Here is a 26,782-nt window from a genome sequence, read left to right as displayed (position 1 = left end):
AAACAGATACACCCACTGACGCGGGGTGGAGCAGTCCGGTAGCTCGTCAGGCTCATAACCTGAAGGTCAGAGGTTCAAATCCTCTCCCCGCAACCAAAATGTTAAAGGCTCGCCAGCAGGCGGGCCTTTTGCATTTTTGGCTGTTGGGATGATGGAGTTGTTCTCTGCAAACAGGCAAATGCCTGTTTGCAAGGTTCTTTGCGCAGGCCATCGGCCGAAGCTGACGGAGCCCGTAGGGCGTAGGCTAATCCTCTCCCCGCAACCATTAAAAAGACCCTGTCACCTCTGGTGGCGGGGTCTTTTTGATTGTAGGTGAGAGCGGGCGTTTTGAACCTCTGATCTTCCTGCGACTTGAAGGCTGAAGACGTCAAGAAAACGTGCCTGTGGCACGTTTTTAGTCTGAAGGTCGAGCACGGCGAAGCCGCGCGCAGACTGCAGAGACCATCCACCGGGCTCCACACTACCCAACATCTGCGGGCCCTTGTGACGGGCTTTTTTAATGTCAGGTCGTTGGGAGCGGGCGTTTTGAGCCTCTTGTTCAAACCAAGCAAAGCACCGCTTTAATCCCGGCCTTTACCCCGAAAACTTCTTAAACAGCTTCGTTTCATCAAACAGCGTTTCAAGTTCGTTCATCCGGGCTTCGGTGGTTTCCCAGGTTTCGGTCTGGATCGAGGCCAGAAGGGCTTCGAGCACCATCAGGCAGGCAACAGACGAATCCCAGGCGGACGGCGCTTCGATGCGCAGGTTAAACACATGTTGGGCATATTGGCCCGCTGGTGAGCCCCACTGGTCGGTAAACAGGATGATTTTTACCCCGCGTGAATGGGCGATTTTGGCAAATGTCAGCAGGTTATGTTCATAGCGCCGGACGTCAAAGGCGATCAGGATATCGTTTTCGCCCATATTAAGCAGGTAGTGGGGCCAGCGGCTGGGGTTCGCGCCGAGGCGGTAAACGTTGCTTCGAATGACTTGCAGGTGGTTGAAGAAATAGTCGGCCAAAGAACTTGTGATGCGCCCGCCGACAATATGCAGGGAATGCTTGTCTGACGAGATCATGGCACTGACCTTGTCAAACTCGTCGGGGTCAATTTGCGCCAGAGACTGATTGAGGTTTTCAATCGCCTTGTCAGCAAAACGGTTGAGGATATGAGTATCCGATCCGGCCTTGTTCCAGCGTTTGAACTTGGTCACCGGGCTTGAAATCTGTTCTTCGATTTCATTGTGGATGGCGGCCTGAAAATCCGGGAAGCCCTTAAAGCCAAGTTTTTTGGCCATGCGCACGACCGTGGGTGTCGAGACCTGCGCAGCAGAGGCAACGGCGGTAATGCTGCTGAGACAAGAGATCGGATAATTATCCAGCATTGAGTTGGCAAGAAGGCGTTCGGTGTGTGTCAGACTCTCGAACGATGTCCGGATGCGCTCCGCGACCGTCTGCTTTTCCTGGTTCGTCACCCTTTTCCCTTTCAGGATGTTTTTGCGGGCAGAGGCCCGTTGTGCTGTTCGAATTAGCTCTGAAAATATTCTAACAGAAAAAATGTTGCCTGAAAAAATCATTTCTGGAATAGTCGTGCCCGTGATTGATATCAAGTTGTTGGATGGCATCAATGTCTGCGCAAGAGCCTGACCTACCCCCGTATCAAGCAGTTGATATAACCAATCCCGAAGGGCGGGGCGGTTTTGTCTTTGTCTGCGAACATGCCAGCCGGTTGATCCCCGATGAATATCAGGATCTGGGACTGGACGCGGAGCAGGTCAAAAGCCATATCGCGTGGGATCCGGGCGCACTTGCCGTGGCAAAAAAGCTATCCGAGGTTTTTGATGGCCCGCTGGTGGCCGGGCGGCTTTCACGGTTGCTTTATGACTGCAACCGCCCGCCCCATGCCCATGACGCCATTCCGGCAATCAGTGAAGTTCACACCATTCCGGGCAATCAGAATCTGTCGTTTGAAGATAAAAAACAGCGGATCGACGGGATCTATATTCCGTTTCAGGATATGCTCGAAGGGGTGGTCAAAAAGGCAATGGCAACAGGCCAGCCGCCCTTGATGGTGACGGTGCATTCGTTCGTGCCGGTCTATAAGGGGCAGAAACGGTCCGTCGAGGTCGGTTTTTTGCATGACGAGGACACCCGTTTTGTCGATGCCATCCTGGATGCGGATGATGGTGCGAAATATGTTGTGGCCCGTAACGAGCCCTATGGCCCCGAAGATGGCGTGACCCATACGTTGCGCTATCACGCAATTCCCAACGATATTCCAAATGTCATGATCGAAATTCGCAATGATCTGATCGAGACCGATCAGCAGATTGACGACATGGCGGACTATTTGCGCGACGTGATTGCCAAAGCCGTTTCCAATGCTGACTTCCGTGCGGCAACCAAATCAACAGGTGCCTGCAAATGACTTCGTTTATGCGATCTTATATGCGTTTTGTTGATGCCATCAATTACCGGCTTGGCCGGTGCATCATGTATGGCATCTTTGTGATGGTCGGGATCTTGTTGTGGTCGTCGATCTCCAAAACATTCTTTTTGCCGTCTCTCTGGACGCTTGAAATGGCGCAGTTTGCCATGGTGGCCTACTATATCCTTGGCGGGCCTTATTCCATGCAGATGCAGGCCAATGTCCGCATGGACCTGCTGTATGGTGGCTGGCCAGCCAAGAAAAAGATGTGGATGGACAGTTTCACGATTGTCTTCCTGCTGTTTTACCTTGGCGTGATGCTGTATGGCGGCATCGACAGTACGATGTATTCCCTTCAATACGGCGAACGCAGCCCGACGGCCTGGCGTCCGTATCTGTGGCCGATCAAAATTGCCATGTGTGTCGGTATCGCTCTTATGATTTTGCAGTGCATTTCTGAGTTGATGAAAGACATCCTGCGTCTGGGTGGAGAAGAAGTCTGATGTCTTATGAAATGATCGCCATTTTCATGTTCTCCACCATGATGCTGATGATGCTGACCGGGCAGCGCATCTTTGGTGCGATTGGCTTTGTCGCTGCGGTTTCTGCGGTTCTGCTGTGGGGGACAGGCGGGTCTGATATCCCGTTTTCAGCGGCGATGAAACTGATGAAATGGTATCCGCTTCTGACCCTGCCGATGTTCATTTTCATGGGCTATATCCTGTCAGAAAGCAAGATTGCTGATGATCTCTACAAGATGTTCCATGTCTGGATGGGGCCGGTGAATGGCGGCCTTGCCATCGGGACGATCTTGTTGATGGTTCTGGTGTCGGCGATGAATGGGTTGTCGGTGGCCGGGATGGCGATCGGCGCGACCATTGCGCTGCCGGAATTGCTCAAGCGGGGCTATGACAAGATCATGGTGACCGGTGTTATTCAGGCCGGGTCATCGCTTGGTATTCTCGTGCCGCCCTCGGTGGTGCTTGTGCTGTATGCCATGATTGCCCGCCAACCGGTCGGGCAGCTTTGGCTGGCCGGGGTGATCCCGGGGCTGATGATGGCGGCGATGTTTATCCTTTATATCGCCATTCGCTGTCGCCTGAACCCGAAACTTGGCCCGGTTCTGGACAAGGAAGAACGCACGGTGAGCCGGGCGGAAAAGCTGCGTCTTTTGCGTGCGGGGCTTTTGCCGGTGATGATCTTTGCCACCATGATGGTGCCGTTTATCAATGGCTGGACGTCGCTGGTGGAAAGTTCGGCCATTGGCGCGATGGCAGCCTTTGTCGCCGCTGTGGTCAAGGGCCGCATGACGAAAACCGTGTTTGAAAACTCGATCCGTCAGACGCTGGCGATTTCTTGCATGTTCATGTGGATCATTCTTGCTGCCCTTGGCTTTGGCGCGGTGTTTGATGGTCTGGGGGCCGTGCGCGCGATTGAAAGCCTGTTTACCGAGCATCTGGGCTTAAGCCCGTGGATGATCCTGATCATCATGCAGCTCAGCTTCATTCTGATGGGAACGTTCCTTGATGATACGGCAATGCTGGTGATTGTCGCGCCGCTTTATATTCCGCTGGTGGGGGCACTCGGGTTTGATCTGATTTGGTATGGTGTTCTTTATACCATCACCACCCAGATCGCCTATATGACCCCGCCGTTCGGATACAATCTGTTTTTGATGCGTGCCATGGCGCCGCCTCAGATCCAGTTGGGAGATATCTACAGATCCATTGTGCCATTTGTTCTGGTGATGACCTTCGCACTTTCCTTGGTCATGATTTTCCCGGATATCGCGCTTTGGTTACCTGAATACGTCTACGGAAAATAATACGAACTCTGAAAACAGAGCAAACCTAAGTCGATGATAAGTAACATTACGGAGGCTAACATGACTTCAAGACGTGACTTTATCAAATCAGCAGGGGTGGCCGGTCTGGGCGCTGTTGCTGGCACCACTGCGCTGGCCACTCCGGCCATTGCCCAAAGCAAAATCAAATGGCGCATGCAGACATATGCAGGCCCGGCTCTGGCCGAGCATGTGATCAAACCGGCAATTGACAGCTTTAACAAGATTGCCGGCGATGAAATGGAAATCGAGCTGTTCTTTGCCGATCAGCTTGTCCCGACCGGGGAATTGTTCCGTGCCATGCAAAAAGGCACGATCGATGCGGTACAGTCAGATGATGACAGCATGGCATCCCCCACCGAAGTTACCGTATTTGGCGGCTATTTCCCGTTTGCATCGCGCTATTCGCTGGATGTGCCGGTGCTGTTTAACCAGTACGGTCTGAAGGAAATCTGGGAAGAAGAATACGCAAAAGTCGGTGTGAAGCATATTTCGGCAGGTGCCTGGGACCCTTGCCACTTTGCGACCAAAGACCCGATCAACAGCCTTGAAGACCTTAAAGGCAAGCGCGTCTTTACCTTCCCGACGGCGGGCCGTTTCCTCAGCCAGTTTGGCGTGGTGCCGGTGACCTTGCCGTGGGAAGACATCGAAGTTGCTGTCCAGTCGGGCGAGCTTGACGGTATCGCATGGTCGGGCATCACCGAGGATTACACGGTCGGTTGGGCAGATGTGACCAACTACTTCCTGACCAACAACATTTCCGGTGCATGGGCAGGGTCGTTCTTTGCCAATATGGACCGGTACAATGAACTTCCGGCACATCTGCAGGAACTTCTGCGCGTCTGCATGGATCAGAGCCACTATTACCGTCAGTGGTGGTATTGGGGTGGTGAAGCCAACCTGCGTGTCCATGGCGACAAGATGAAACTGACAACGATCCCCGATGACGAATGGGCGCAAGTTGAAAATGCGGCTGTCAAATTCTGGGATGAAATTGCAGAAGAGTCCGAAACCAAGGCCAAAGTCGTCAAGATCATCAAGCAGTACAATGCGGACATGGTGAAAGCCGGTCGTCCGTATCGCTACGGCTGATCATCTGACCGACACGACTTAGTCTTTCTCAACGGATCAAGAAAAGGGAAGCATAATGTCTGGCAACTTGACATTTGACCAACTAAAGCAACAGGTTGCTGCAGGCGACATCGATACGGTTCTGGTGTGTCTTGTCGATATGCAAGGCCGCCTGATGGGCAAACGTTTCCACGCCCAGAACTTTATCACCACCTCCTATGAAGAAACCCATTGCTGCAACTATTTGCTGGCAACGGATCTGGAGATGGCGACGCCTGACGGATATGCTTCCACCAGTTGGGAAACAGGTTATGGCGATTACGTCATGAAACCTGATCTGACGACCTTGCGCACAGTACCGTGGCTTGAAGGTACGGCCATGGTGCTGTGCGATATCCTTGACCATCACCATCATCAGCCGATCACGCATTCCCCGCGTGCGATCCTGAAAAAACAGATCGCCCGGCTTGAGGCACTTGGTTTTACCGCCAAGATGGCAACCGAACTGGAATTCTTCCTGTTTGCCAAAAGTTTCGATGAAATTCGCAAAAGCGGTTTCCGCGATCTGGAGCCGATCAGCGGCTATAACGAAGATTACCACATCTTCCAGACCACCAAGGAAGAAGGCGTGATGCGCCCGCTGCGCAATCATCTTTATAACGCCGGTATTCCGATCGAAAATTCCAAGGGCGAAGCCGAAGCCGGTCAGGAAGAACTTAACATCCGCTATGATGATGCGCTCAACTGTGCCGATCATCACACGATTGCCAAAAACGCGATCAAGGAAATTGCCTGGCAACAGGGCCATGCCGTGACCTTCCTGCCGAAATGGGATCATCGCCGGGTGGGCAGTTCATCGCACGTGCATCAATCCCTGTGGCGCGATGGCAAACCGGCATTTTATGATGAAAAAGATCCGCTTGGCATGTCCGATGTCATGCGCCACTACATGGCCGGTCTGATCAAATATGCCCCGGATTATACCTATTTCCTGGCCCCTTATGTGAACAGTTACAAACGGTTCGCCAAGGCAACATTTGCGCCGACAAAAACCATCTGGTCGATTGATAACAGAACGGCCGGATTCCGTCTTTGCGGTGCGAATACAAAAGCTGTACGTGTTGAATGCCGGATCGGCGGATCGGATATGAACCCCTATCTTGCCCAGGCCGTGCAACTGGCGGCCGGCATCCGCGGTCTGGAAGAAAAACTTGAACTTGACGCCCCCTCAAAGGGCGATGTTTATGCCATGGAACATGCGCAAGACATTCCGCAAACCCTGCGCGCTTCGACCGAAACATTGCGCAATTCCGAAATGCTCAAAGAGGCGCTCGGCGAGGATGTGGTTGCCCATTACACGCGGGCAGCAGAATGGGAACAGGAAGAATTTGACGCGGTCGTGACCGATTGGGAAGTCAGCCGCGGATTTGAACGCTCTTAGAAATCTCCGCAAGGTTAGAAGAATATGACGATCTTGAAATGTATTAGCCCGATTGACGGGTCCGTTTACGCAGAACGCGAATGTGCCACCAAGGACGAAGCTTTTGCTGCGGTCAAGGCCCTGCGGTCCGCCCAGAAAGCCTGGGCAGCACGGCCCCTGTCCGAACGCATTGATCTGGTGCGTGCGGGTGTCGCCAAACTTGGCGAGATGAACGACGAAATCGTGCCCGAGATCGCCAAGATGATGGGCCGCCCGGTGCGCTATGGCGGTGAATTTGGCGGTGTCAAGGAACGTGCCGACTATATGGCCGATATCGCCACCGAAGCCCTGGCCCCGATTGTTGTTGAAAGCAGTGACAAGCTTGAACGCCGCATCGAACGCGAAGCCCACGGCGTTGTTTTGATCATCGCGCCGTGGAACTATCCCTATATGACGGCAATCAACACCGTCGCCCCGGCCCTTATTGCCGGGAACGCGGTTGTGTTGAAACATGCGACCCAAACCCTTCTGGTCGGCGAACGCATGGTCGAGGCCTTCAAACAGGCCGGTCTGCCAGAAGATCTGTTCATCAATCTGTTCCTTGATCATGCAACGACCGAAAGCCTTATACAGGAACGCCAGTTCAACTTTGTGAACTTTACCGGTTCAGTTGGTGGCGGGCGTGCGATTGAACGTGCCGCGGCCGGCACCTTTACCGGTGTCGGGCTTGAACTGGGCGGCAAGGATCCGGGCTATGTCATGGAAGACGCCGACCTTGATGCGGCGGTCGATACCCTGATTGATGGTGCGATGTTCAATGCCGGTCAGTGCTGCTGCGGGATCGAGCGTATTTACGTTACGGAATCGCTTTATGATGCCTTCATCGAAAAGGCCGTCAAGATCGTATCTGGCTATAAGCTTGGCAATCCGATGGACCCGGAAACCACCATTGGTCCGATGGCCAATGTGCGCTTTGCCAATGAAGTGCGCGGTCAGATCAATGATGCGCTGAAAGACGGTGCCAAGGGCCTGATTGACCCCGCACTGTTCCCCGAAGATGACGGCGGGGCCTATCTTGCGCCGCAGATTTTGGTCGATGTCACCCACGACATGCGCGTGATGCGCGATGAAAGCTTCGGCCCGGTTGTCGGCATCATGAAGGTCAAGGACGATGCAGAGGCCATCGCGCTTATGAATGACAGCGACTTTGGCCTGACCGCATCGCTTTGGACCAGGGATGTGAACCGTGCTGCCGAAATCGGCGCGCAACTTGAAACAGGCACGGTCTTTATGAACCGTGCAGATTATCTGGATCCGGGCCTGTGCTGGACCGGCTGCAAGGACACGGGGCGCGGCGGTGCCTTGTCGTCAATCGGCTTCCACAACCTGACCCGTCCGAAGTCATACTATTTGAAGAAGGTGTCATAATGTCTTTGACCGCAAATTGGACCTACCCAACGGCCATCCGGCTTGGTGCGGGGCGTATTTCGGAACTGCCTGAAGTCTGTGCCAATGCCGGCATCAAAAAGCCGCTTCTGGTTACTGATGCCGGGCTGGTCAACCTGCCGATCACCGCACAGACCGTTGCCATCATGAAGGATGGCGGTCTTGGTGATGCGGTGTTTTCGGATGTGCAGCCAAACCCCGATGATCTGCAACTTGAAGCCGGGCTTAAGGTTTATAAGGCCGGTGGCTTTGACGGTGTGATTGCCTTTGGCGGCGGATCGGCCCTTGATCTTGCCAAGGCGATTGCCTTCATGTCCGGTCAGACCCGCCCGGTCTGGGATTTTGAAGACATCGGCGACTGGTGGACCCGTGCCGATCCCGATGGCATTGCGCCGGTGATTGCCGTGCCAACCACGGCGGGAACGGGATCGGAAGTGGGCCGTGCATCGGTTCTGACCAATTCCGAAACCCATGTGAAGAAAATCATCTTCCACCCGAAAATGCTGCCGGTTGCGGTGATTTGCGACCCGGAATTGACCGTCGGCATGCCGCCGGTGGTGACTGCCGGTACCGGCCTTGATGCCTTCATCCATTCGTTTGAGGCCTTCTCATCGCCGTTCTATCACCCGATGTCACAGGGCATCGCGCTTGAAGGCATGCGTCTGGTCAAAGACAACCTGATGACCGCGTTCAAGGACGGTGGCAACATCGAGGCCCGCACCCATATGCTCAGTGCTGCGGCCATGGGCGCAACCGCCTTCCAGAAGGGCCTTGGCGCAGTACACGCCCTGTCGCACCCGATTGGCGCGGTTTATGGCACGCCACATGGCATGACCAATGCGATTGCGCTGCCTGCGGTTGTTAAGTTCAACCGCCCGGCGATTGAAGACCGGGTCAAGCTGCTTGCGGCCTATTTGGGTATCGACGGCGGGTTTGACGGCTTCTACGCCTGGCTGACCGATTTCTCGCGCCAGCTTGGCGTGCCAGAAAAAATGTCGGCCCTTGGTGTGGATCGCGAACAGATCGACCTGCTGGCAAAAATGGCGGTCGAAGACCCCAGTGCCGGCGGCAACCCGATCCCGCTCACCACCGAGATCACCAAGAAGCTCTATGAAGAGATCATTTGATTTCTTATGTACTACGAAAACAAACACCCCCGGTCGATTGGCCGGGGGTGTTTTTGTTTCAGCAGCTTTACACTGCAAAGGCCGAGCAAATCCCAATCGCCCCATAGGTCACAACGGTCCAGATGTTCGCAAGAATGCTAGATTGGTGTTGGGTGGCGGGCAGCACCCCAACCACCTGCCAGACAAAAACAACGCCATGAAAAACAAGGATAAAAGCAACCGTCGCGATCAGCGCGGGGATGCGATCAGGGATATAGGGCGGCAGCGTATAGCGATCGGCAAACAGAATCAGAGCAGGGATCAGGATCAGGTTGACGCAAAGCGCGAATAATAGCGCATGTTTTCCCTGCCAGTGATTCCGAATGTATCGCAAGCAATATTTCCTTTGAACCTTCAGCTCCTTTTTCTACGATACAATTTTATTGAGGGCCGGAATAGCGCTGTGCGGGTCTGTGGGGTGAGAAGCTTGCGTCACTGCCGGCAACTTTTCTTTGCCGATAGCAGGCAAAAGGCCCCTAGGTTACTTAACGGCGACTTTCGATTTTCCATGTGGCGCCGAGATACGGTGCGATGCTTGGGTGCTGGTTGAATATAGGGAGACTTAAAGCGGACTGAAAATAAATCTGTCCCCTTTATTCTGTCCGAAGATAACTATTTCTTTTTGGTGGATTTTAGGCAAAAAATAACGCAGATTTTACCTCTATATATGCGTGCAGAACTTGGAGCTAAGGTATATGAAAAGTTATGTAGTCGAAGGTACTGTTGAGGCTGTTGGCAACAGTGAAGTGATGAAGGATGGCACCAGTTATAAAAACGTGAAAATCGGGAATAAGATTGTCGAAAATTTTTTGGTTGGTGGAAATGCCAGCTTGTTTTTCCATGTTGGTGATAGCGGTAAGTACTACATCGTAGAGAAAGAAGGAAAATTAAGCGTTTTGTACGGGGTGTCTAAAAACGGTGAGGTTTTAGTCGACGATAGTCAAAAAGTGAAATCCCTATTAGGGAAAGTGACTTTTACAAAATCTGGGCTGCTTACATGTTTTTGTGTCTTACCTATGATTTTATTTATCGGAATGCAAAGTGCCTTGATGATATCAGTCACATTGGTTGTCTGGGCATTCCTAGTTTATCGTATTAGACAAGACTCTTCAAAGGCAGTGAAGGCGATGGATGAGTTACCTGTCTCTGTGTGATTTTATACTCAGTGAACATGAAATTTGACGTTCTAGAGCGTTTCACTATTTCGGCAGAAAAGGGCTGTAGTTGTCGGTCTCACTCACACGCGGCAATATAGTGCCGCTTGTGAGTTAAGTGTTACTGGTACAACTAGATTCTTCACTTTTTACCTCGGGTCTTTTTCTGACGCGATAGAAGACAAAACAAATTCAGCGACACATTGGCTGCCATAGTTGTCTCTGGTTAAGTAGATTTTGATATGCCCTGACGCAAGCGACTGACAGCTTCAGGATCGGTCAGGTTGACCTGTATAAACCGTTCCGTGGCAAGGGCGCGGAAAGACGCCGCGATTCTGAGCACCGTAAAGGCCAAACACAGCCCGATTACCCTATAGGTCACAACGGTCCAGATATTGGCAAGAATGCTCACATGGTGGCGGGTGGTGCGCAGCACCCCAACCACCTGCTAGAAAAAAACAACGCCATGGAAAATAAGGATAAACGCAACTGTCGCAATCAGCGCCGACAGGCGAAATTGCAGATTATAGCTTCAACGTGTTCTGTGTAGTCGCTTCCACATATGGACTATACAAAAGCATTGGAGCGTCAGGATAACGGAATGCCGAACTTTGCTGTTCCAGCATAATGATTGTGGGATTCCTTCTTTCTAGTGAGTGTGATGATCATAACCTAAGAAATCCTCTGTTAGTTATGGTTTGTAATGTAACGATGTTCTGGCTACTTTTAAATGTCTAGCGTTGTTTATAAACTGCAACGCAACCGAGAATCATATTGTCTCAGGTAGAGCATAAAAGAATGTCGAATAGTACGATTGCGCGTAGTCTTTCCCCGGTTCCCGAAAATACAGTAGTTACAAAGCTTTTTGAACAGGCACTGGATAATGGCTTTGTCTCCGCTGAGGGACAGTTCATTGATTGTGATTTTGACGAAAAATTTCCCAAAACGTTGCAGTTTTTAGGTTTGGATGATGCGGATTATGAAATCTGCCGGTCTTGGATAGATGTCGCATCGGTCGTTCAGATCGTGAAATGGCATGTTTCAGGTCGCATTAGTGAAGAGAAACTAGCAGGGGATCACTCGGCAGGATTCAATGTTACAGATAGTCTGGTCGCAGCGAGAACAAAGGCCGAAAATGGGCTAAAGACTATTCTTAATGATCTGTGGGTAAAGAAGTTAAAAAAGAGCTGCAGTCTCGAGGATATTTATCTGAGTACTAAACCACGTTCACTTCCCTTCAAGGGGTTTGCCTTCGTTGAGCCATGCCCGAGCCCAGCATGTATCAGTGGTAATGTCATTTGTCCGGACTGCAACGGCGAAAAAGGCGAAGAAAAAATAATCGAAAGAACCACTGCGGCAAATGTTTCTTACAGCGATTTTGGATTTGTTGAGTGTACCCGGTGCGACGGCGCTGGCCAAATAGCGTGCCCGTCATGCAATGGCACTTCTGCCTTGACGCATAAATTTTCATTTCATGTTCAGGCTACGCCGTTTTCATCAAAACTTGGCCCCGAGACTTTGAAGGGCTCAGCGCTCGATACTTGTCTTGAGCATAACTATGAGGTCAAACACCTCTATGATTTGGGATTTCGCTTTGAACAACTTCCGGAGAGACGTCTAGCTGTTGATCAGATTGAGTTTCGAGCAACAGCACTACCTTATGGTTCGTTCCGAGAGATACGTAAAAAGTCTACCTCTGAGACTTTCCAGATTTCTATCTTTGGAAAAGATCAAAAGGTTACCGGTGCCGACGCTATCGTTGACAAAGCGCTTTATCAGGTTGAACAAACTCTCGACGAAGTTTTGAAGAAATCCGCTCGCAAGAAAAGGAAACTGATTGAACAATTCCAAAGCATGCCTCTGATACGGGCGTTGGTGAAGGAGGAGGGGGACGACGAACCGGAGCAAATGTCGTTTATACGTTCGCTGAAACCCTCCCGCTTATCTTGGATAGCGGTAGGGTTAGGGATGCTTTATCGTGAAGCAGCCCCTGAACCGGGGGGGAGATTCTGGTCGTCTGCAGCAGTGGTATGTGTTCCTATCGTATTTTTAGCGACGCTGATCAGCGGTATCGAGATTGGGCTTCTTAGTTTAGTCGTCTTGACGCTGCTTCTATGGAGTACTGCAGTGGCAACACAAAGAGTTTCGATGCGTCGTTTTAAGCTGAACTATCCGAGCCAGTATTTTAGTGAAATATCAGATTACCCTCGCGATCACCATAAGCGCACTTTCCGGCGTCTTGCTTGGGTGGTGAGTTTCGGGCTTCTGTGTGGCGGTGCGATCTTTTTGGCCGGGAACCTTTCCCGCGTTGTTAAAGCTGCTTCACTAAGCTTGGATTGGGTGGAACCAACCAATAGCACTTTGCGAGATTTGTTGGATGTCGACATACTTGTTATGGCGGGGCTCGGAGATGCCAGCATTTATAGAACTACTGCTGCTGCAAGACTTCGAGAGCAAGCTAGCACAAGCAGCGCTATACTCGCTGTTATTCCAAAAGACACTCGTATAACAAAAGTCGGAAAAGCGAATGCTGATTGGTATCAAGTCGAGTACGACGATATCTCGGGTTTTGTATATGCCGATCTCTTAGAGGAGTACTCTGGGGAGGACCATGAGCCATCATTGCTGAGGAATAATGACCCAAAAGGTGATTGCAGGATGATCACCCGCAATGGCGTCGAGCATGAATTCTGTGGCGAGAGCCAGTAAATTAAAATAACGCTTACAAAAAAGTACAATTATGAAAACGCCTCTATTTGCGGTCATAATCGCGTGTTACATCATTGCTGAATTCGCTCTGAACGTTTCAATGATTCACGTTGTCTCAACACCTCAATATACACCCGATGATATCGATACATTTTCGATTTTTGCGAAGATTGGCAGTTCTGTTGGAATATCTCTAATGCTGGTATCAGTGATTATCAACATCGCTGATGGCTGGCGGGTGGTCGGTCTTTTCATAGTCGCGGTGATATTTGCATATGGTGCTATTTCTGCCGGTATTACCGCAGGTGTAAAATCTCTACCTTTGGAGTTGCAGAAGCAGGGGCTAGCAATGGCTGTTTATCGCGAAGAAGTAAAGGCTGACAGAATTAGTGATCCTGTATTGGATTCACCGGTCGATATTGCTTTATTCCCATTGCGTGCCGGGAGCACGGCGTCGGCTGCAGCCAGTCGATTTGTGTTTTCTGAGATTGTCGATACCAATAACAAAGCATTTTTAAAGGAGGTTGACAAATATTGGATCGAATATCGAGATTTCATGAATCTTGTACGGGGCTCGCATCAACAATTCAAAGAGAAATCGCGATTCTTTAATAGGCCTGACTTGCCTGGGCAGCAGGGATATTGGTCTTTCAAGACCTACACTGGTGTCAAGCCGCAGCCAAATATTTCTCTTCAGGATTTTTATGACGATGTTTTGTTTAGGATGCGTGGTATTTCAGATGATCTCAAGTGGCAGTTATCAGTGTTTGAGTTATTCAACGTCGGTATCAAGCGGATGACGGATGGGAAGTACATTAGTATCAATGTAAAAGATGACATGAAGCCATTTATGAGCAAGGCGGAGTTTCGTCAGTTCATCCTAAATCTAGCGGGTAAAAATCTTTCATTGGATGAATATGATAAAGGTTCGATATGGACCCGGAGTTTGGAACTTAAGTCTTTCTTCGCGCCAGTGTTTTCCATCGCATTGAGTGCGATCCTCATTATGGTGAATTTTTCTCGTCTATTGGTCGTTTGCTCAGGCGTTAGCAGCAGTTGGAGCGGGGTGTTTTCAACTATTCCATTGGCAGGAATGATTGTTTTTGTCGTGCGACAGGCCGCAACAAAGGACCCTGTATATTCTAACCTTTGGTTTGATTCTCTTCATTTACTAGAAGTTTGGTTTTGGAAAGCTGTTATGATCTTGATCTAAAATTTTGGTGCCTATGCAGAACCCCTGTTTGTTAGTACCTCAATTTTTTCTACAAGATCCTTGTTCTTCTTTTGGAGTTCGAGGATCGATTCGTGCTTTCCTTTAGCTGTTGCCGCAAGGCGTTGATTTACAGCCACTAGTTCTTCCATGGCGGTGTTTAACGAGCTGATTTCTTCTTTAAGTTTTTTTTGTTCTATGCGGCTTTGGGCTCTTTCATTGTCCAAGGTAGTTACAAGACGATTGTATTGCTTAACAGTCTGTTTGTGATCGGATAGTTCGTAGTAGAATTGATTTTGCCAGTGTATGCATTCGTTGCATTGTGCGTGCATCATGCCCTCGTGTTAAATTTGGATTTGTTTGACTGGGTTGAATTCACAGTAAACCTTTTAGTTGCAGTAGAATGTTTTTACCAGAAGCCGCAGGTCAACTGTCAACGAGTGTTTCTGATATTAAAACACATAGTACAAAAGACTATGAACCTAGTGAATGCTTTTGAAAAATTTTGAGAACGGAAATTTCTGTTAAGTCTATGAAGATTCGGATGGTTTGCGGAAACGTTTATTCGCTTCTCTTAAATCTCACCTATTGCATAAATCTGCGGTTTGACACTTGAAACAAAAAACACCCCCAGCCTCACGACCGGGGGTGTTCTTGTTTCAAAGCCCTAAAGCTCCAATTCACATCATCTTAGAGAAGTAAGCCTCACGCCAGATCAAAACGATCCGCGTTCATGACTTTGGTCCAAGCGCTCACGAAGTCCTTGACGAACTTCTCGTGGTTGTCGTCCTGGGCATAGACTTCGGCGTAGGACCGCAGGATGGAGTTGGACCCAAACACCAGATCAACGCGGGTAGCGGTGAATTTGGTGTCGCCGGATGTGCGATCAACGATGTTGTACAGGTTGTCGCCCACCGGTTTCCAGCTATAGCCCATGTCGGTCAGATTGACGAAGAAGTCGTTGGTCAATTTGCCCGGCTGATCGGTAAAGACGCCGTGTTTGCTGCCACCATGGTTGGTGTCAAGCGCACGCATGCCCCCGACCAGAACGGTCATTTCCGGCGCAGTCAGGCCCATCAGCTGTGCCCGATCAAGCATCATTTCTTCGGGGCTGACGGTATAGTCTGCTTTTACCCAGTTGCGGAAACCATCGGCCAGCGGTTCAAGCGGCTCGAAGCTTTCGGCATCGGTCATCTCGTCCGTGGCATCGCCACGACCCGGTGCAAACGGCACGGTGATCTTGACACCCGCATCATGGGCGGCCTTTTCAACCGCCGCCGTACCACCAAGCACGATCAGATCGGCAAGCGAGACTTTCTTGTCAAGGCCGGCCTGAATGCCTTCAAGGGTTTTCAGAACCTTGGCAAGGCGCTCGGGCTCGTTGCCTTCCCAATCCTTTTGCGGGGCAAGGCGGATGCGTGCGCCATTGGCACCACCACGCATGTCAGACCCGCGATAGGTCCGGGCACTGTCCCATGCGGTTGCGATCAGTTCGGCACTGCTAAGCCCCGATGCCAGAAGTTTGGCTTTGAGATCGGCAATTTCACCGTCCGAAAGTGTGTAATCCACGGTCGGGATCGGGTCCTGCCAGATCAGGTCTTCTTGCGGAACATCCGGGCCGAGATAGTTTGATTTCGGACCAAGATCACGGTGGGTCAGCTTGAACCAGGCACGGGCAAAGGTCTCGGAGAAATATTCCGGGTCCTTCATGAATTTCTGGCAGATCTCGTTATAGATCGGATCAACCTTCATCGCCATGTCGGCATCGGTCATGATCGGCATGCAACGGATTGACGGGTCTTCCACGTCAACGGGCATGTCTTCTTCCTTGATGTCGATTGGCATCCACTGCCATGCGCCAGCCGGGCTTTTCTTAAGCTCCCACTCATAACCGAACAGAAGATCGAACCAGCCCATATCCCACTGGGTCGGGTTTTTGGTCCAGGCACCCTCGATGCCCGATACAACCGTATCGCGGCCAATGCCACGGCCCTTGGTATTCATCCAGCCCATGCCCTGTGCTGTAACATCGGCGGCTTCGGGTTCGGCACTCAGGTCATCGGCACTGCCGTTACCATGACATTTGCCGATGGTGTGACCACCGGCCGTCAGGGCTGCGGTTTCTTCGTCATTCATTGCCATACGGGCAAAGGTTTCGCGCACCTGAAGGGCGGTTCTCGCCGGGTCCGGCTCGCCATTGACACCTTCCGGGTTCACATAGATCAGGCCCATCTGCACAGCTGCAAGCGGGTTTTCCATGGTATCGGGTTTGGAAACATCGCCGTAACGGCCGTCACTTGGGGCCAGCCATTCTTTTTCAGCGCCCCAGTAAATGTCCTTTTCCGGGTGCCAGATGTCTTTGCGGCCAAAGGCAAAGCCAAAGGTTTTCAGACCGGCAACTTCATAGGCAATCGTGCCCGAAAGGATCATAAGATCGGCCCAGGAGATCTTGTTGCCATATTTCTTTTTGATCGGCCACAGAAGACGACGGCCCTTGTCGGTATTGACGTTATCAGGCCAGGAGTTCAGCGGGGCAAAACGCTGATTGCCCGTACCGCCGCCACCACGGCCATCGGCCAGGCGATAGGACCCCGCAGCATGCCATGCAACGCGGGCAAACATGCCAACATAGCTGCCCCAGTCGGCCGGCCACCAATCCTGGCTGTCTTTCATCAGGGCGCGCAGGTCATCTTTAAGCGCCTCGACATCGAGCTTTTTGAGTTCCTCGGCATAGTCAAAGTCAGGCCCGAGCGGGTTAACTTTGGTGTCATGCTGATGAAGGATGTCAAAGTTCAGCGAATTGGGCCACCAATCGGTTACCGTTGTGCCCAGTGCGGTTTGACCGCCATGCATCACCGGACATTTCCCTGCTGTGTGTTTTCCGTCCATTTTTCTCTCTCCGTCGTGGCTGAGATGTTTAAACAGCTCTTTGGTGCGTATCGGGCAGCTTTCGGGTAGCTGTGGGCATCGGGTAAAATCGCAAAACAGAAAATCCCGATCTGCTGTTTTGCCTGCCCTTGGTCGGTTCTCCCTGTCGAATTGATTTAATCAAAATCGGCACGATGAAACCAGAACTGATCGGTTAAGGTTTCATGTTGCAGATAATGTTCAACTCGAAGATAGCAACACGATACGTCTACAAATTCGGTGCGACAGGTTTCCCTCATCGCTTCACATAAGCTATCAGGTGATATGAAATAGGAGAAATAGTTATTTCATGAATATTCGATAGTTTTTGTCGATCATTTATGGGGGCCCGGCATGGGCAATCTGATTGACCGACAGCCATCCAAAATAGTATGAGGAATAAAAACCGGCCACAGGCGTATCCCTGTTGGCATAACATCAAGGGGCAGGGCGTTGAGCGCAGTCGCAACTTCGCAACATTCGATGTCGCCGGGCGACGTTCTTTCATGGATCGCCGTTGATTGGGGAACGTCTAACCTGCGGGTTTGGGCAATGGGCGAGGATGCCCGCATCCTTGCCGCGGTCGAAAGCCCGCTTGGCATGAATGCGATTGCCGGGGACCCGAAGCTTTCATTTGAAACGGTGTTGATTGGTCTGATTAATGACTGGCTGGATGGATCCGCAAGCCCGGTATCGGTTGTGATCTGTGGCATGGCCGGGGCCAAGCAGGGCTGGATCGAAGCCCCGTATTGTGATGTGCCGTGCAAGCCCGGTGATCTGGCAAAGGGCGCGGTAAAACCGGATGTGAGGGATCCTCGCATTTCGGTGTCGATCCTGCCGGGGCTGTGTCAGCGCGGCGACGCGGATGTCATGCGCGGCGAGGAAACCCAGCTTGTCGGCTTCATGGCGCAAAACCCCGATTTTGCCGGATGGGTCTGTTTGCCCGGCACCCATTCGAAGTGGGCGCATGTCAGCGACGGCAGGATCACGGCCTTTCGCACCTATATGAGTGGCGAGGTCTTTGCCCTTCTGTCGCAAAATTCGATCCTGCGCCATTCTATCAGCGATGATTGGGATGACGGTGTCTTTGCCAATGCCGTGCGCACGGCATTGGCACAGCCAGGTGGCTTTTTGCACAATCTGTTTACCGTGCGTGCGGGGGCACTTGTTGCACAAGGTGGGGCTTTGGTGCCGCCGGGCGCGTCGGTTTTGTCGGGCACGGTGATCGGATCGGAAATTGCCGATGTTCTGGGCCTGCTTGAAGCTGGCGAAGACATTGCCCTGATCGGGGCGGGAAAGCTGGCATCGCTGTATCAGGCAGCCCTTGCGGTTCACAATCACAGCGCCACGCCACAGGATGGCACGGCCATTACGCTTGCCGGGTTAGCCCGCGCCTATAAGGTCGTCGCAGGCGGATAAAACGGAATTTCAAGGCCCGCAAACCTTTGGGCCCAAGTAACAGGAACACACAGATGTCTATGCCAACGCCGGTTAATGCTCAGACCCCCGATGGCGGTGCGCCACACAGCGGCCATCGCAAGCTGATTGCGATCCTGCGCGGGGTAAAACCTCATGAGGCAGCGGATATGGCGCGTGCATTGGTTGATGCCGGGATCACCATGATCGAAGTGCCGCTTAATTCCCCCGAACCGCTTAAAAGCATTGCCGCAATGAAGGATGCGGTCGGGGACGCCGCCCTGATCGGGGCAGGCACGGTGTTGAGCGAGCAAAATGTCGCGGACGTCAAGGCAGCATCCGGCGAATTCGTTGTCTCGCCCAATTGCGATATCGATGTGATCGCCAAGACCAAGGAACTTGGCATGGGATCATGGCCCGGTGTCTTGACGCCCACCGAATGTTTTGCCGCGATCAAGGCCGGGGCCGATGGCTTGAAGATTTTCCCGGCCAGCATCATCGGTGCGGACGGCATCAAGGCCATGCGCGCTGTTTTGCCAACAAACATCCCGGTTTATGCCGTGGGCGGTGTCGGCCCGGATGATTTTGCAACCTATGCCAAGGCCGGCTGTGATGGTTTCGGGTTGGGATCAGGGATTTACAAGCCGGGCATGAGCGCTGGTGATGTCTCAAGGGCTGCGGTCGCCTATGTCAGCGCCCATGACGCGGTGTTTGCCAAGGCCTGATCGGGCGACCATCCTTGCCGTCTTGAGGTTTTGGAACATTCGGTTTCCAAATTGTGGAACGATGTTTGACCCATGGCGACCTGCGGGCTAAATTCCAGCCATTGTTTGAATTCCAAGATGGGAGGATCCATTGGATCTGGGAATTAAAGGCCGCAAGGCGATTGTCTGTGCGTCATCAAAGGGCCTTGGCCGTGGTTGTGCAATCAAGCTTGCCGAAGCCGGTGTTGACCTTGTGCTGAATGCACGTTCCGAAGGGCCGCTTAATGAAACGGCTGACTATATCCGTGATACCTTTGGCGTAAATGTCACCACAGTTGCCTGTGACATCACCACCGAAGAAGGCCGTAACAAGGTTCTGGCAGCTGTCGATGCGCCGGACATTCTGGTCAATAATGCCGGTGGCCCGCCCCCGGGCGTTTGGTCCGACTGGGGACAGAAGGAATGGGAAGCGGCGGTTCAATCCAACATGCTGACCCCGATCCTGCTGGCAACTGCTGTTCTGCCGGGCATGATTTCGCGCAAGTGGGGCCGGATTGTAAACATCACGTCGGGTTCTGTGAAATCACCGATCCCGCATCTTGGGCTGTCAAACGGTGCGCGTGCCGGTTTGACCGGTTTTGTCGCGGGCACGTCGCGTCAGGTCGCCAAGGACGGTGTGATCATGAACAACCTGCTGCCGGGCCAGCACGACACCGATCGCATCAATGCGCTGATGACCAACAAGTCGAAAAACGAAGGCATCAGCCTTGATGAAGCGCGCACCAAAACCCAGGCAGGCCTGCCGACCGGGCGTTTTGGTGATCCGCTTGATTTCGGCGCGACCTGTGCCTTCATGTGCAGCGAACATGCCAAATTCATGGTTGGTCAGAACGTTCTGCTCGACGGCGGTGCTTTCAACTCCACCCTCTAATTCGTTTCATGCTGGTCTGTAAACGGCTGGCTTCTGTGCTTCCGGTGCTCAAAGTCAGCCGTTTTCGCCGCAGCATGAAACGAATTCGGTCGCACAACCAAAGACGTGGTACTTCGCAGATGGCGTCATTCACCTTTGTTTATGTGCTGCGCGAACTGGGTTTTGTGCCGGGGCAGGGCAAGGCCAAGCTGCCCCGGACCTATGTTGGTTGGTCAACCGATGTAGACGCGCGCCTTGCCACCCATAACAGTGGCAAAGGGGCAAAGACCACGCGGGGACGGCAGTGGGAACTGGTATATGTCGAACGTTTCCGCACATTCGGTCAGGCCATGAGCCGGGAATGGCATCTCAAGCGCGATCGCAAGCTGCGTAAGGTTTTGGCGGGCGGTTGAAACACCAAGTGTTGCATTTTCTGCAGGCCGCATCCCTGAAACAGGGCTTGCATCATGGCGCCAAGTAACAGATATGTCCTTGCTAATATCGTATTGAAACCGGGGTAGCACCAATCATGGCATTCGTTCGCAAAAATCCGCTGAAACTCAATAAACTGCAGCTTCGCACCCTTGTGCTGGCACAGGTGATCGCCAAGGACCCCAATTCCGGTCAGATTGACGCGGCAACCGGCGAAGGCACGCTTTTGCGCGTCCCCCATGCCCACGGTGATCATGTGCATGTTGGCAAATTCACTGTTGCCGCACGGGATGCCAGCGGGTTTGACAATCCAGCCGTCTGGACGGCCTTAACCCGCAAAGGTCTGGTCAAGGAAGGTTATCCGGCAAGCATCGTTCTGACCAAGGAAGGTCTGGAATATGATACCGGCCTTGGCGATCATTTCCTTGAGGAAAGCGATCACTAAACAATTTGGCCTGAAGATCCCCGGCTATTGCCGGGGGAGCGGTGGCTAATTCGGGGAGTCAACCCGGATGAATTTCCCATCCTGAATGGCAACGAAATAAATGTTGCGGTTGCCATCACCAAAAGAATCAAACACCAGTTCCTGATGCAGGCCCTGCTGCGGGGGAAGGTCCGTCAGGGCATCTGCCAGTGACTGTTCCGGGTGTTTTCCGCGCAGGGCGGCAATCAGAACAGTTGCAGCGTCATAGGTCAGAACCGATGTGTAACCGGGATCTTCGTCAAACATCGTGTTGTAGTCTTTGATGAATTGCTGGAAGCGCGGGTTGGTGTCATAGCGGTCGTAGGCTTGGGCAAGTTCCATGCCTTCGACGGCATCCCCCCCCAGTTCGATCAATGATTCCGACCCGGCCCACTCGGCCGCAGTCAATTGAATGTCCACCGATAGTTCGCGAATTTCCTTTGCCATGGCGGCACTGTCGGCACTATTGGCAATCAAGACAATGGCATCGGGGCTGTCGGCAAGAAGTTCAGCTGCGGCCTGAGCGTGGCTGACGCCGTCCACATTGATCCAGATTTTTGAGACAACAAGGCCGTCAAGTGCATCAAATTCCAGCAGGAATTCACGGTACCAGCTTTCGGTGAAAGCCTGGTTCTGGCCATCAAGGGCAATGGCAACCCGGTCATGTTTCTGGCCAATAGCTCGTCTTGCATAGGCGCGCGCATTTTCGCGTGTGGTCGTATTCATGCGAAACAGGTTGTCGCGATAGCCGGCAAACTCCGCTGCCGAAACCGTTGGGGATATCGTGACCACACCAAGTTCGTTAATAACCGGCAACATCGCCATGCCGATTGAACTGATGAGTGGACCTATGACGGCATCAACGCCAAGACGTTTGAATTCGCGAACATGTTCCTGTGCGACGTCGGGTTGTTTTTTGTCATTGCGTGCGATGATTTCAATCATGCGCCCGTCAATGCCGCCGTCATCATTGACCTGTTGTGCCGCAAGTTTCAAGGCATTCAGGGATGCGTCACCGGCATCTGCCCCGGGACCGGAAAGACCAGCAATAAACCCGATTTTTATCGGGCCAGACTGATCACAGGAAGCCAGCAGAAGGCACCCGACAAAAATGGAACACAGGAATCGGATGGACCGCATTTTATCCCCTAATGTTTTTTGTGATCATGCATCAGCCCAAGCAGGGGGGCTTGCATGACCGCAGTCTCTGATTGTTCGGGTACCCAAGATAGATTAGCGCATTTGGATATGGCGGCTTGGCACAGCTGTTTCAAGCACTTGTTTGTCGGAAAGTGCGTTAACCAAAATCTTTGCGGGCTTGCAGGATGCGCCCGGCGGTGGTCAGCAGGCACAAAGTGCCGAAAATTGCTGCGATCATGCCAAACCAGTCGGGGAAAACACAGATCAGACACAAAACCAGAATTGTCTCGCTGCCTTCTGTAATGCCGGTCAGATAATAAAAGCTTTTCTTGCCCTGGGATTCATCTGTGCGGCCCTGTTTGGCCGCTATGATTGCATAGGCAAGAAAACTTGACCCCGTGCCGACAAAGCAGAAAATCAGGAATGCTGCCATCAGCGCATCGTCCGGACGACCGATGGCAAAGCCCAGAATGATGCCGGAATAAAACAGAAAATCCGAAACGATGTCGTAGTAACCGCCAAGGTCGCTTTCCTGGGTTTTGGCTTGGGGGTGACGGGACCGAGGTGCTGCATGACGGGCAACCGCCCCATCAAGCCCATCCATCATCCGTGACGCAAGGATCAGCGACAGGGCGGCGTAATCAAGCTGAATGGCAAGGCAGGCTGCGGCAAGCAGTCCAAGAAAAAAGCCAAAACCGGTGATTATGTTCGGCGTGATACCCGTGCCCGAAAGACGGCGTGCAACGGCATTCAAGGGCATGTCAATCAAGGGGCGCAGGCGGGCGTCAAACATCAAGCATATCCGGTTAACTTACTGAGGTGGCGACTATAGGCGCTGCGCCTGGAAAATGAAAATCACCAGTTCGTCAGGTGAGTATTGCATGTCGGGTCAATCGGCGCTCGGGATCAGATGATAATAGGGCTTGTCTTCAAGAACGGCATCATCGGCATGGCTGAGCTTGTTCTGGCGAATGACGGCCTGAATTTCTTCGATGTACACCTCTCCGCGTTCGGAATAGCGCGTCAGGGTCTCAGCCAGTTTCGTTCCGTTTAGGGGGATATTGTTTGCCAGCATGGCGGCACGCAAATCGCGAAATTCCTGATACGCCGACCCGGTGTTGAGGTTCTTCATATAGGCCCGAACCGAGCCAAACGGTGTTTCGAACGCAGCGATCTTGTAATCGCCAAGGTGACTGCGTTGTTCTTTGGGGGTGATACCATCACCGCCAAAGGTCCACTGCCCAAACAACGCATTGCCGTGTGCGGCAAAACGTGACGTGCCCCAACCACTTTCAATTGCCATCTGTGCCATGGCAAGCGACGCCGGGATCGGCGCAATGCGTTTTTGCAGTTCGGTGATTGTGGCGGGATCATCCAAGGCGGTCTCAACCCGATACTGCGCTGCCAACTCGGCGATGATAGCGCTATCATCCTTGGCGATCGCATCTTTTAGAACCGATTGTTGAAAGGCAATTTCTTCATTTGCCAACAGGATCAACGGGCCAAGGGTTCTGAAGAAAACCCGTTTCTTGGCGGTCACCGTCAGGCTGTCGGCGATCTCTTCGCGCCAGGCATTCGGGATGGTTTGCAAAAACAGGCGCGGGATGGTGCGTTCACCCGCATCCCATGCCTTGGGCGTATATCCAAGATCGGCAAAGAAGCTTTCAAGCTGCTCATAACCCTGCAGTTCGACGCGAATGATATCATTTGCAGCGGGCGTGGGCAGAACGATGTCGGCCCTGGCAACAGATAAAAAACCAATAGAGGCAGACATGGCAAGTACGGCCATCCACGCCGTTTTGCGTAATCGGGATGTGTCGCGCATGGTGGGCCTTCTCTGTCCGCAAGGTGTTACTGGCAGAGACGATAGCATGGTTTGCGTGCAGAGATGAAATGACGGGCTATATCAGCCGCGCAGGTCTTGCAGGCGTTTGCGTTGGTTGCCCTTTTCATCGAAATTCTCAGGCGAAAGCCATGTTTCAAATGCGGTTTTGACGGCAGGCCATTCGTCATCTGTGATGGAAAACCATGCGGTGTCCCGGTTGCGCCCCTTATAAACAAGGTGATTGCGAAATGTGCCTTCGCAGGTAAAGCCATATCGCGTTGCGGCCGCACGGGACGGGGTATTTTGGTCGTCGCATTTCCATTCGTACCGGCGATACCCCAATTCATCAAAGGCGCGTTTCATCATCAGATACATCGCCTCTGTCGCGCCAATGGTCTGTGATAGGGCCGGGGAAAAGTTGATGTTTCCGACCTCAATCACGCCATTTTGCGCATCAATGCGCATGAAGGCTGCAACCCCAACTGCCGTGTTGGTGGCTTTGTCGATGATGGTATGAAGCATCGGGTCGCTGCTTGCGGTCATCTGGGTCAGCCAGGCTTCATAGGATTTAAGGTCGTCAAATGCCGATGTTGGCAAATAGGTAAAGCGCGACCCGTCGCCGGCTTGTTGATTGGCGTCAAAAAGCTGCCGGGCATCGCGGGCGATATCCACGGGTGTGACGATCACATGATTGCCAATCATGTCACAGTGTGGGGGCATCTCGCATCCGGTCCAGTTGTTTACCGGGGGACCGACCGGTTTGCCGAATTGATCTTTGTGGGGCAGGCGCATGTTTCAATCCTGATTGGTGCGGACATGCCTGCAGAGTGCCGTTTAATGGTCCCATTCAAAAGGACCAGTTCTGACAATCCGATGGTGCCAATTGGTTTATTGTGTCCGGGAAGATTGCACCAAGGGATCGCGATCAAGCATTTCAATCAGGTTTCGGTTATCTGCAGTGTCGTGACACATGAGCGGAACGGTAAACCGCCTGAGCGGTGGCAGGTCGGCGGGGATAATATCCTGATGGATATCGCCGGGATCATTTTGTACGTGGGATGAATCGGCAACCAGGGCGTCGATCCGACCGGCACGCAAAAGATCAAACCCCTGTTTGAGGTTCTGTAACGGCAACCAGTCAACCATCGCCTGTTCCAGCGGCACGGACGGTGGCGGGAATTGTTTCATTCTGCCGATCAGGACCTCGTCGCGTTTAGTCAAATCATTGTCTGAAAGCGTGAACAGGCGAACCTCGAAGGTCAGGCCACGTTTGGAGCGCAACTGTGGATCGTCATGCGGCCAGCCGCCGGTCAGAATGCAATCAAGTTTCCGGCTTTGATAAAGGTGGTACAGCCTGTCGTTGGGCAGTGTTTCGATATTGCCCGATTTTGCATGAGCCTTGAGTGTGGTGACAAGGTTTCGGTTTTCCGGACTGGTGTGTTTGGCCCATCGGTCATCAAGGTAAACATGTGCGCCAATGCGTATGTTTTCTTGTTGTGCCTGTGCCTCGGCAACAAGGGGAAGGCTCAACAAAACAGGCAACATCAAAAGAACGGTCACCAATGTGACGAGTTGGCGTTGGATCGGCATTGGCACCTCCGTATTTCGCCATCTTTTTGATGTTACCTCTATGTGGGCGATTTACAAGGTATTAGACCACCGACACCTTTGCTTGGCTCAGGAAATGCAAACACGGCTATGCAAAAGAACCTCCTGCCAAAATAGACAGGAGGTCGAAGGTATATCTGCGTTTGCTTGTTTCATGTTTGGGAAAAGCTTTCTGGCAAATTGCCGGATGGCCCCCTAAGCAGGTTTAAAGCTTGTTGCCTTTCTGGAAGGCCCCCAGCGGATAGAGTTTGCCTGCGCCATCAACGGAGACAATGGAGCCGTCAGACTTTTTGTACATGGTGTAGCATTGCGGGTTGCCGTTGTTCCAGGTTTCAACGGTGAAGCACATCTGATCGTCGTCAGTGGCCATCCATGTGCCGTCACCAGTGTCCCCGCCGTTTGTTTTCCAAAGGTATGCCCCGTCAGCAGCATAATAGGACATACCATTGCCGCTGGCCCAAGCGCGGGTCGTATCATCAAGTGTTGAGGTGATTTCCCAGGCGGTGAGCTGGGTTGCACCGTCCTCTGCAAGCATTTCACTTGTCGTTTGGCAGGCTGCAAGAGATGCGATTGCGCTCGCAGCAATAAGTAGTTTTGAGACTTTACCGATCATGATCTTCCTCTATGTATGTTTGGTATTGCACAGCACAGTGGAGAGAAAGGCGGTGGCGTCTTCATCATTGAAGAGTATGAGGAAACACCCACAAAGCCAAAGGTGATTACCTCGATGGTTTATATCCCTTCCCTGTCCCCCGTCGGAATAGATGTATCCCTGTGGAAAAGAAACTCTAGATTGAGGGATTCGGTTTGTCATACCCCGTAGGGGGTATGAAACGCTGCGACGCAGATAAATTTAGCTGTCAGTTACAATCGGCAGGTGCGCACTCAGCGCACGCCGGACCAGATCGGTTCGGGTCTGCGCGCCGGTTTTATGCAAGATCGTCTTGATTTGT

At 52.3% G+C, this 26,782-nt stretch carries 26 protein-coding genes and 1 tRNA gene; 16 read left to right on the top strand and 11 right to left on the bottom strand.

The window, feature by feature from the left end; genetic code table 11:
- The first annotated feature begins 19 nt into the window (after nucleotides 1-19).
- Nucleotides 20-96: transfer RNA gene (locus tag JF44_RS0110920), tRNA-Met, on the top strand.
- A 477-nt stretch (nucleotides 97-573) separates the two neighbouring features.
- On the opposite strand, the gene JF44_RS0110915 is transcribed toward JF44_RS0110920, so the two are convergent.
- Nucleotides 574-1,452: a MurR/RpiR family transcriptional regulator gene (locus tag JF44_RS0110915; RefSeq protein WP_033069035.1), complete on the bottom strand. Its 879-nt coding sequence runs from the start codon at nucleotides 1,450-1,452 to the stop codon at nucleotides 574-576.
- 152 nt (nucleotides 1,453-1,604) lie between these two features.
- Here JF44_RS0110915 and JF44_RS0110910 point away from each other — a divergent pair, with 152 nt between their 5' ends.
- From JF44_RS0110910 to JF44_RS0110880, 7 genes are read left to right on the top strand one after another with little or no spacing between them, the layout of a single operon-like run.
- Nucleotides 1,605-2,405, top strand: coding sequence for an N-formylglutamate amidohydrolase (locus JF44_RS0110910; RefSeq protein ID WP_052065768.1), 801 nt, complete (start codon nucleotides 1,605-1,607; stop codon nucleotides 2,403-2,405).
- Nucleotides 2,402-2,908, top strand: coding sequence for a TRAP transporter small permease subunit (locus tag JF44_RS0110905; RefSeq protein WP_033069032.1), 507 nt, complete (start codon nucleotides 2,402-2,404; stop codon nucleotides 2,906-2,908). Before JF44_RS0110910 ends, JF44_RS0110905 begins: the two co-directional genes overlap by 4 nt.
- Nucleotides 2,908-4,230 carry a TRAP transporter large permease gene (locus JF44_RS0110900; protein WP_033069031.1) on the top strand — a complete coding sequence of 441 codons (1,323 nt, stop codon included), beginning with the start codon at nucleotides 2,908-2,910 and terminating at the stop codon, nucleotides 4,228-4,230. Before JF44_RS0110905 ends, JF44_RS0110900 begins: the two co-directional genes overlap by 1 nt.
- 60 nt (nucleotides 4,231-4,290) lie before the next feature.
- Nucleotides 4,291-5,340: a TRAP transporter substrate-binding protein DctP gene (dctP, locus tag JF44_RS0110895; protein WP_033069030.1), complete on the top strand. Its 1,050-nt coding sequence runs from the start codon at nucleotides 4,291-4,293 to the stop codon at nucleotides 5,338-5,340.
- Nucleotides 5,341-5,395: 55 nt separating this feature from the next.
- Nucleotides 5,396-6,760 (top strand): glutamine synthetase family protein, encoded by a 1,365-nt coding sequence (locus JF44_RS0110890; protein WP_033069029.1) that lies wholly within the window; start codon nucleotides 5,396-5,398, stop codon nucleotides 6,758-6,760.
- A 24-nt stretch (nucleotides 6,761-6,784) separates the two neighbouring features.
- The gene (locus JF44_RS0110885; RefSeq protein ID WP_033069028.1) at nucleotides 6,785-8,167 is read left to right on the top strand and encodes an aldehyde dehydrogenase family protein; all 1,383 of its coding nucleotides are present in this window, start codon (nucleotides 6,785-6,787) and stop codon (nucleotides 8,165-8,167) included.
- Complete coding sequence (locus JF44_RS0110880) at nucleotides 8,167-9,312, top strand: iron-containing alcohol dehydrogenase (protein WP_033069027.1); 1,146 nt, start codon at nucleotides 8,167-8,169, stop codon at nucleotides 9,310-9,312. The genes JF44_RS0110885 and JF44_RS0110880 overlap by 1 nt, the downstream gene beginning before the upstream one ends.
- Before the next feature lie 67 nt (nucleotides 9,313-9,379).
- On the opposite strand, the gene JF44_RS0110875 is transcribed toward JF44_RS0110880, so the two are convergent.
- Entirely contained in the window at nucleotides 9,380-9,685 is a 306-nt protein-coding gene (locus JF44_RS0110875; protein WP_033069026.1) for a hypothetical protein, read from the bottom strand.
- Between the two features lie 361 nt (nucleotides 9,686-10,046).
- Here JF44_RS0110875 and JF44_RS0110870 point away from each other — a divergent pair, with 361 nt between their 5' ends.
- Nucleotides 10,047-10,505, top strand: a complete 459-nt coding sequence (locus tag JF44_RS0110870; protein WP_156111665.1) for a hypothetical protein — start codon at nucleotides 10,047-10,049, stop codon at nucleotides 10,503-10,505.
- A 226-nt stretch (nucleotides 10,506-10,731) separates the two neighbouring features.
- On the opposite strand, the gene JF44_RS0110865 is transcribed toward JF44_RS0110870, so the two are convergent.
- The gene (locus tag JF44_RS0110865; RefSeq protein ID WP_156111664.1) at nucleotides 10,732-10,941 is read right to left on the bottom strand and encodes a hypothetical protein; all 210 of its coding nucleotides are present in this window, start codon (nucleotides 10,939-10,941) and stop codon (nucleotides 10,732-10,734) included.
- A 362-nt stretch (nucleotides 10,942-11,303) separates the two neighbouring features.
- On the opposite strand from JF44_RS0110865, the gene JF44_RS0110860 reads away from it, so the two are divergent.
- Nucleotides 11,304-13,214 (top strand): SH3 domain-containing protein, encoded by a 1,911-nt coding sequence (locus JF44_RS0110860; RefSeq protein WP_033069023.1) that lies wholly within the window; start codon nucleotides 11,304-11,306, stop codon nucleotides 13,212-13,214.
- 31 nt (nucleotides 13,215-13,245) lie between these two features.
- Nucleotides 13,246-14,427 carry a hypothetical protein gene (locus tag JF44_RS0110855; RefSeq protein WP_033069022.1) on the top strand — a complete coding sequence of 394 codons (1,182 nt, stop codon included), beginning with the start codon at nucleotides 13,246-13,248 and terminating at the stop codon, nucleotides 14,425-14,427.
- A gap of 11 nt (nucleotides 14,428-14,438) precedes the next feature.
- Here JF44_RS0110855 and JF44_RS0110850 read toward each other — a convergent pair whose 3' ends face one another.
- Together JF44_RS0110850 and katG are read right to left on the bottom strand one after the other, a co-directional pair.
- Nucleotides 14,439-14,759, bottom strand: coding sequence for a hypothetical protein (locus JF44_RS0110850; protein ID WP_033069021.1), 321 nt, complete (start codon nucleotides 14,757-14,759; stop codon nucleotides 14,439-14,441).
- Nucleotides 14,760-15,129: 370 nt separating this feature from the next.
- On the bottom strand, nucleotides 15,130-17,313 hold the full coding sequence (gene katG / locus JF44_RS0110845) for a catalase/peroxidase HPI (RefSeq protein ID WP_033069020.1): 2,184 nt from the start codon (nucleotides 17,311-17,313) through the stop codon (nucleotides 15,130-15,132).
- Nucleotides 17,314-17,784: 471 nt separating this feature from the next.
- Here katG and JF44_RS0110840 point away from each other — a divergent pair, with 471 nt between their 5' ends.
- The 5 genes from JF44_RS0110840 to JF44_RS0110820 all read left to right on the top strand — a co-directional run bounded on the left by JF44_RS0110840 (nucleotide 17,785) and on the right by JF44_RS0110820 (nucleotide 21,238).
- A complete protein-coding gene (locus tag JF44_RS0110840) occupies nucleotides 17,785-18,750 on the top strand; it encodes a 2-dehydro-3-deoxygalactonokinase (RefSeq protein ID WP_238318431.1) in 966 nt (321 codons plus the stop codon).
- A 53-nt stretch (nucleotides 18,751-18,803) separates the two neighbouring features.
- Nucleotides 18,804-19,472, top strand: a complete 669-nt coding sequence (locus JF44_RS0110835) for a 2-dehydro-3-deoxy-6-phosphogalactonate aldolase (RefSeq protein WP_033069018.1) — start codon at nucleotides 18,804-18,806, stop codon at nucleotides 19,470-19,472.
- A gap of 130 nt (nucleotides 19,473-19,602) precedes the next feature.
- Nucleotides 19,603-20,382, top strand: a complete 780-nt coding sequence (locus JF44_RS0110830) for an SDR family oxidoreductase (RefSeq protein WP_033069017.1) — start codon at nucleotides 19,603-19,605, stop codon at nucleotides 20,380-20,382.
- 119 nt (nucleotides 20,383-20,501) lie between these two features.
- Entirely contained in the window at nucleotides 20,502-20,774 is a 273-nt protein-coding gene (locus JF44_RS0110825) for a GIY-YIG nuclease family protein (protein ID WP_033069016.1), read from the top strand.
- Between the two features lie 116 nt (nucleotides 20,775-20,890).
- Nucleotides 20,891-21,238, top strand: a complete 348-nt coding sequence (locus JF44_RS0110820; protein WP_033069015.1) for a hypothetical protein — start codon at nucleotides 20,891-20,893, stop codon at nucleotides 21,236-21,238.
- A gap of 45 nt (nucleotides 21,239-21,283) precedes the next feature.
- On the opposite strand, the gene JF44_RS0110815 is transcribed toward JF44_RS0110820, so the two are convergent.
- From JF44_RS0110815 to JF44_RS0110790, 6 genes are all read right to left on the bottom strand, one after another.
- Nucleotides 21,284-22,396 (bottom strand): ABC transporter substrate-binding protein, encoded by a 1,113-nt coding sequence (locus JF44_RS0110815; protein ID WP_033069014.1) that lies wholly within the window; start codon nucleotides 22,394-22,396, stop codon nucleotides 21,284-21,286.
- 157 nt (nucleotides 22,397-22,553) lie between these two features.
- Nucleotides 22,554-23,189 (bottom strand): CDP-alcohol phosphatidyltransferase family protein, encoded by a 636-nt coding sequence (locus JF44_RS0110810; protein ID WP_033069013.1) that lies wholly within the window; start codon nucleotides 23,187-23,189, stop codon nucleotides 22,554-22,556.
- A gap of 96 nt (nucleotides 23,190-23,285) precedes the next feature.
- A complete protein-coding gene (locus JF44_RS0110805) occupies nucleotides 23,286-24,221 on the bottom strand; it encodes a glucosaminidase domain-containing protein (protein ID WP_162181405.1) in 936 nt (311 codons plus the stop codon).
- An 81-nt stretch (nucleotides 24,222-24,302) separates the two neighbouring features.
- On the bottom strand, nucleotides 24,303-24,941 hold the full coding sequence (locus tag JF44_RS0110800) for a GNAT family N-acetyltransferase (RefSeq protein ID WP_238318430.1): 639 nt from the start codon (nucleotides 24,939-24,941) through the stop codon (nucleotides 24,303-24,305).
- A gap of 168 nt (nucleotides 24,942-25,109) precedes the next feature.
- On the bottom strand, nucleotides 25,110-25,811 hold the full coding sequence (locus tag JF44_RS0110795) for a hypothetical protein (protein ID WP_033069011.1): 702 nt from the start codon (nucleotides 25,809-25,811) through the stop codon (nucleotides 25,110-25,112).
- 223 nt (nucleotides 25,812-26,034) lie between these two features.
- Nucleotides 26,035-26,442, bottom strand: a complete 408-nt coding sequence (locus JF44_RS0110790) for a DUF995 domain-containing protein (RefSeq protein WP_081944413.1) — start codon at nucleotides 26,440-26,442, stop codon at nucleotides 26,035-26,037.
- Nucleotides 26,443-26,782: the final 340 nt, after the last annotated feature.

It is taken from the genome of Thalassospira australica, from assembly GCF_000763295.1.
Classification (GTDB): domain Bacteria; phylum Pseudomonadota; class Alphaproteobacteria; order Rhodospirillales; family Thalassospiraceae; genus Thalassospira; species Thalassospira australica.
Note: the sequence above shows the minus strand (reverse complement) of the source record. Positions and strands in the feature narration are given on the sequence as shown.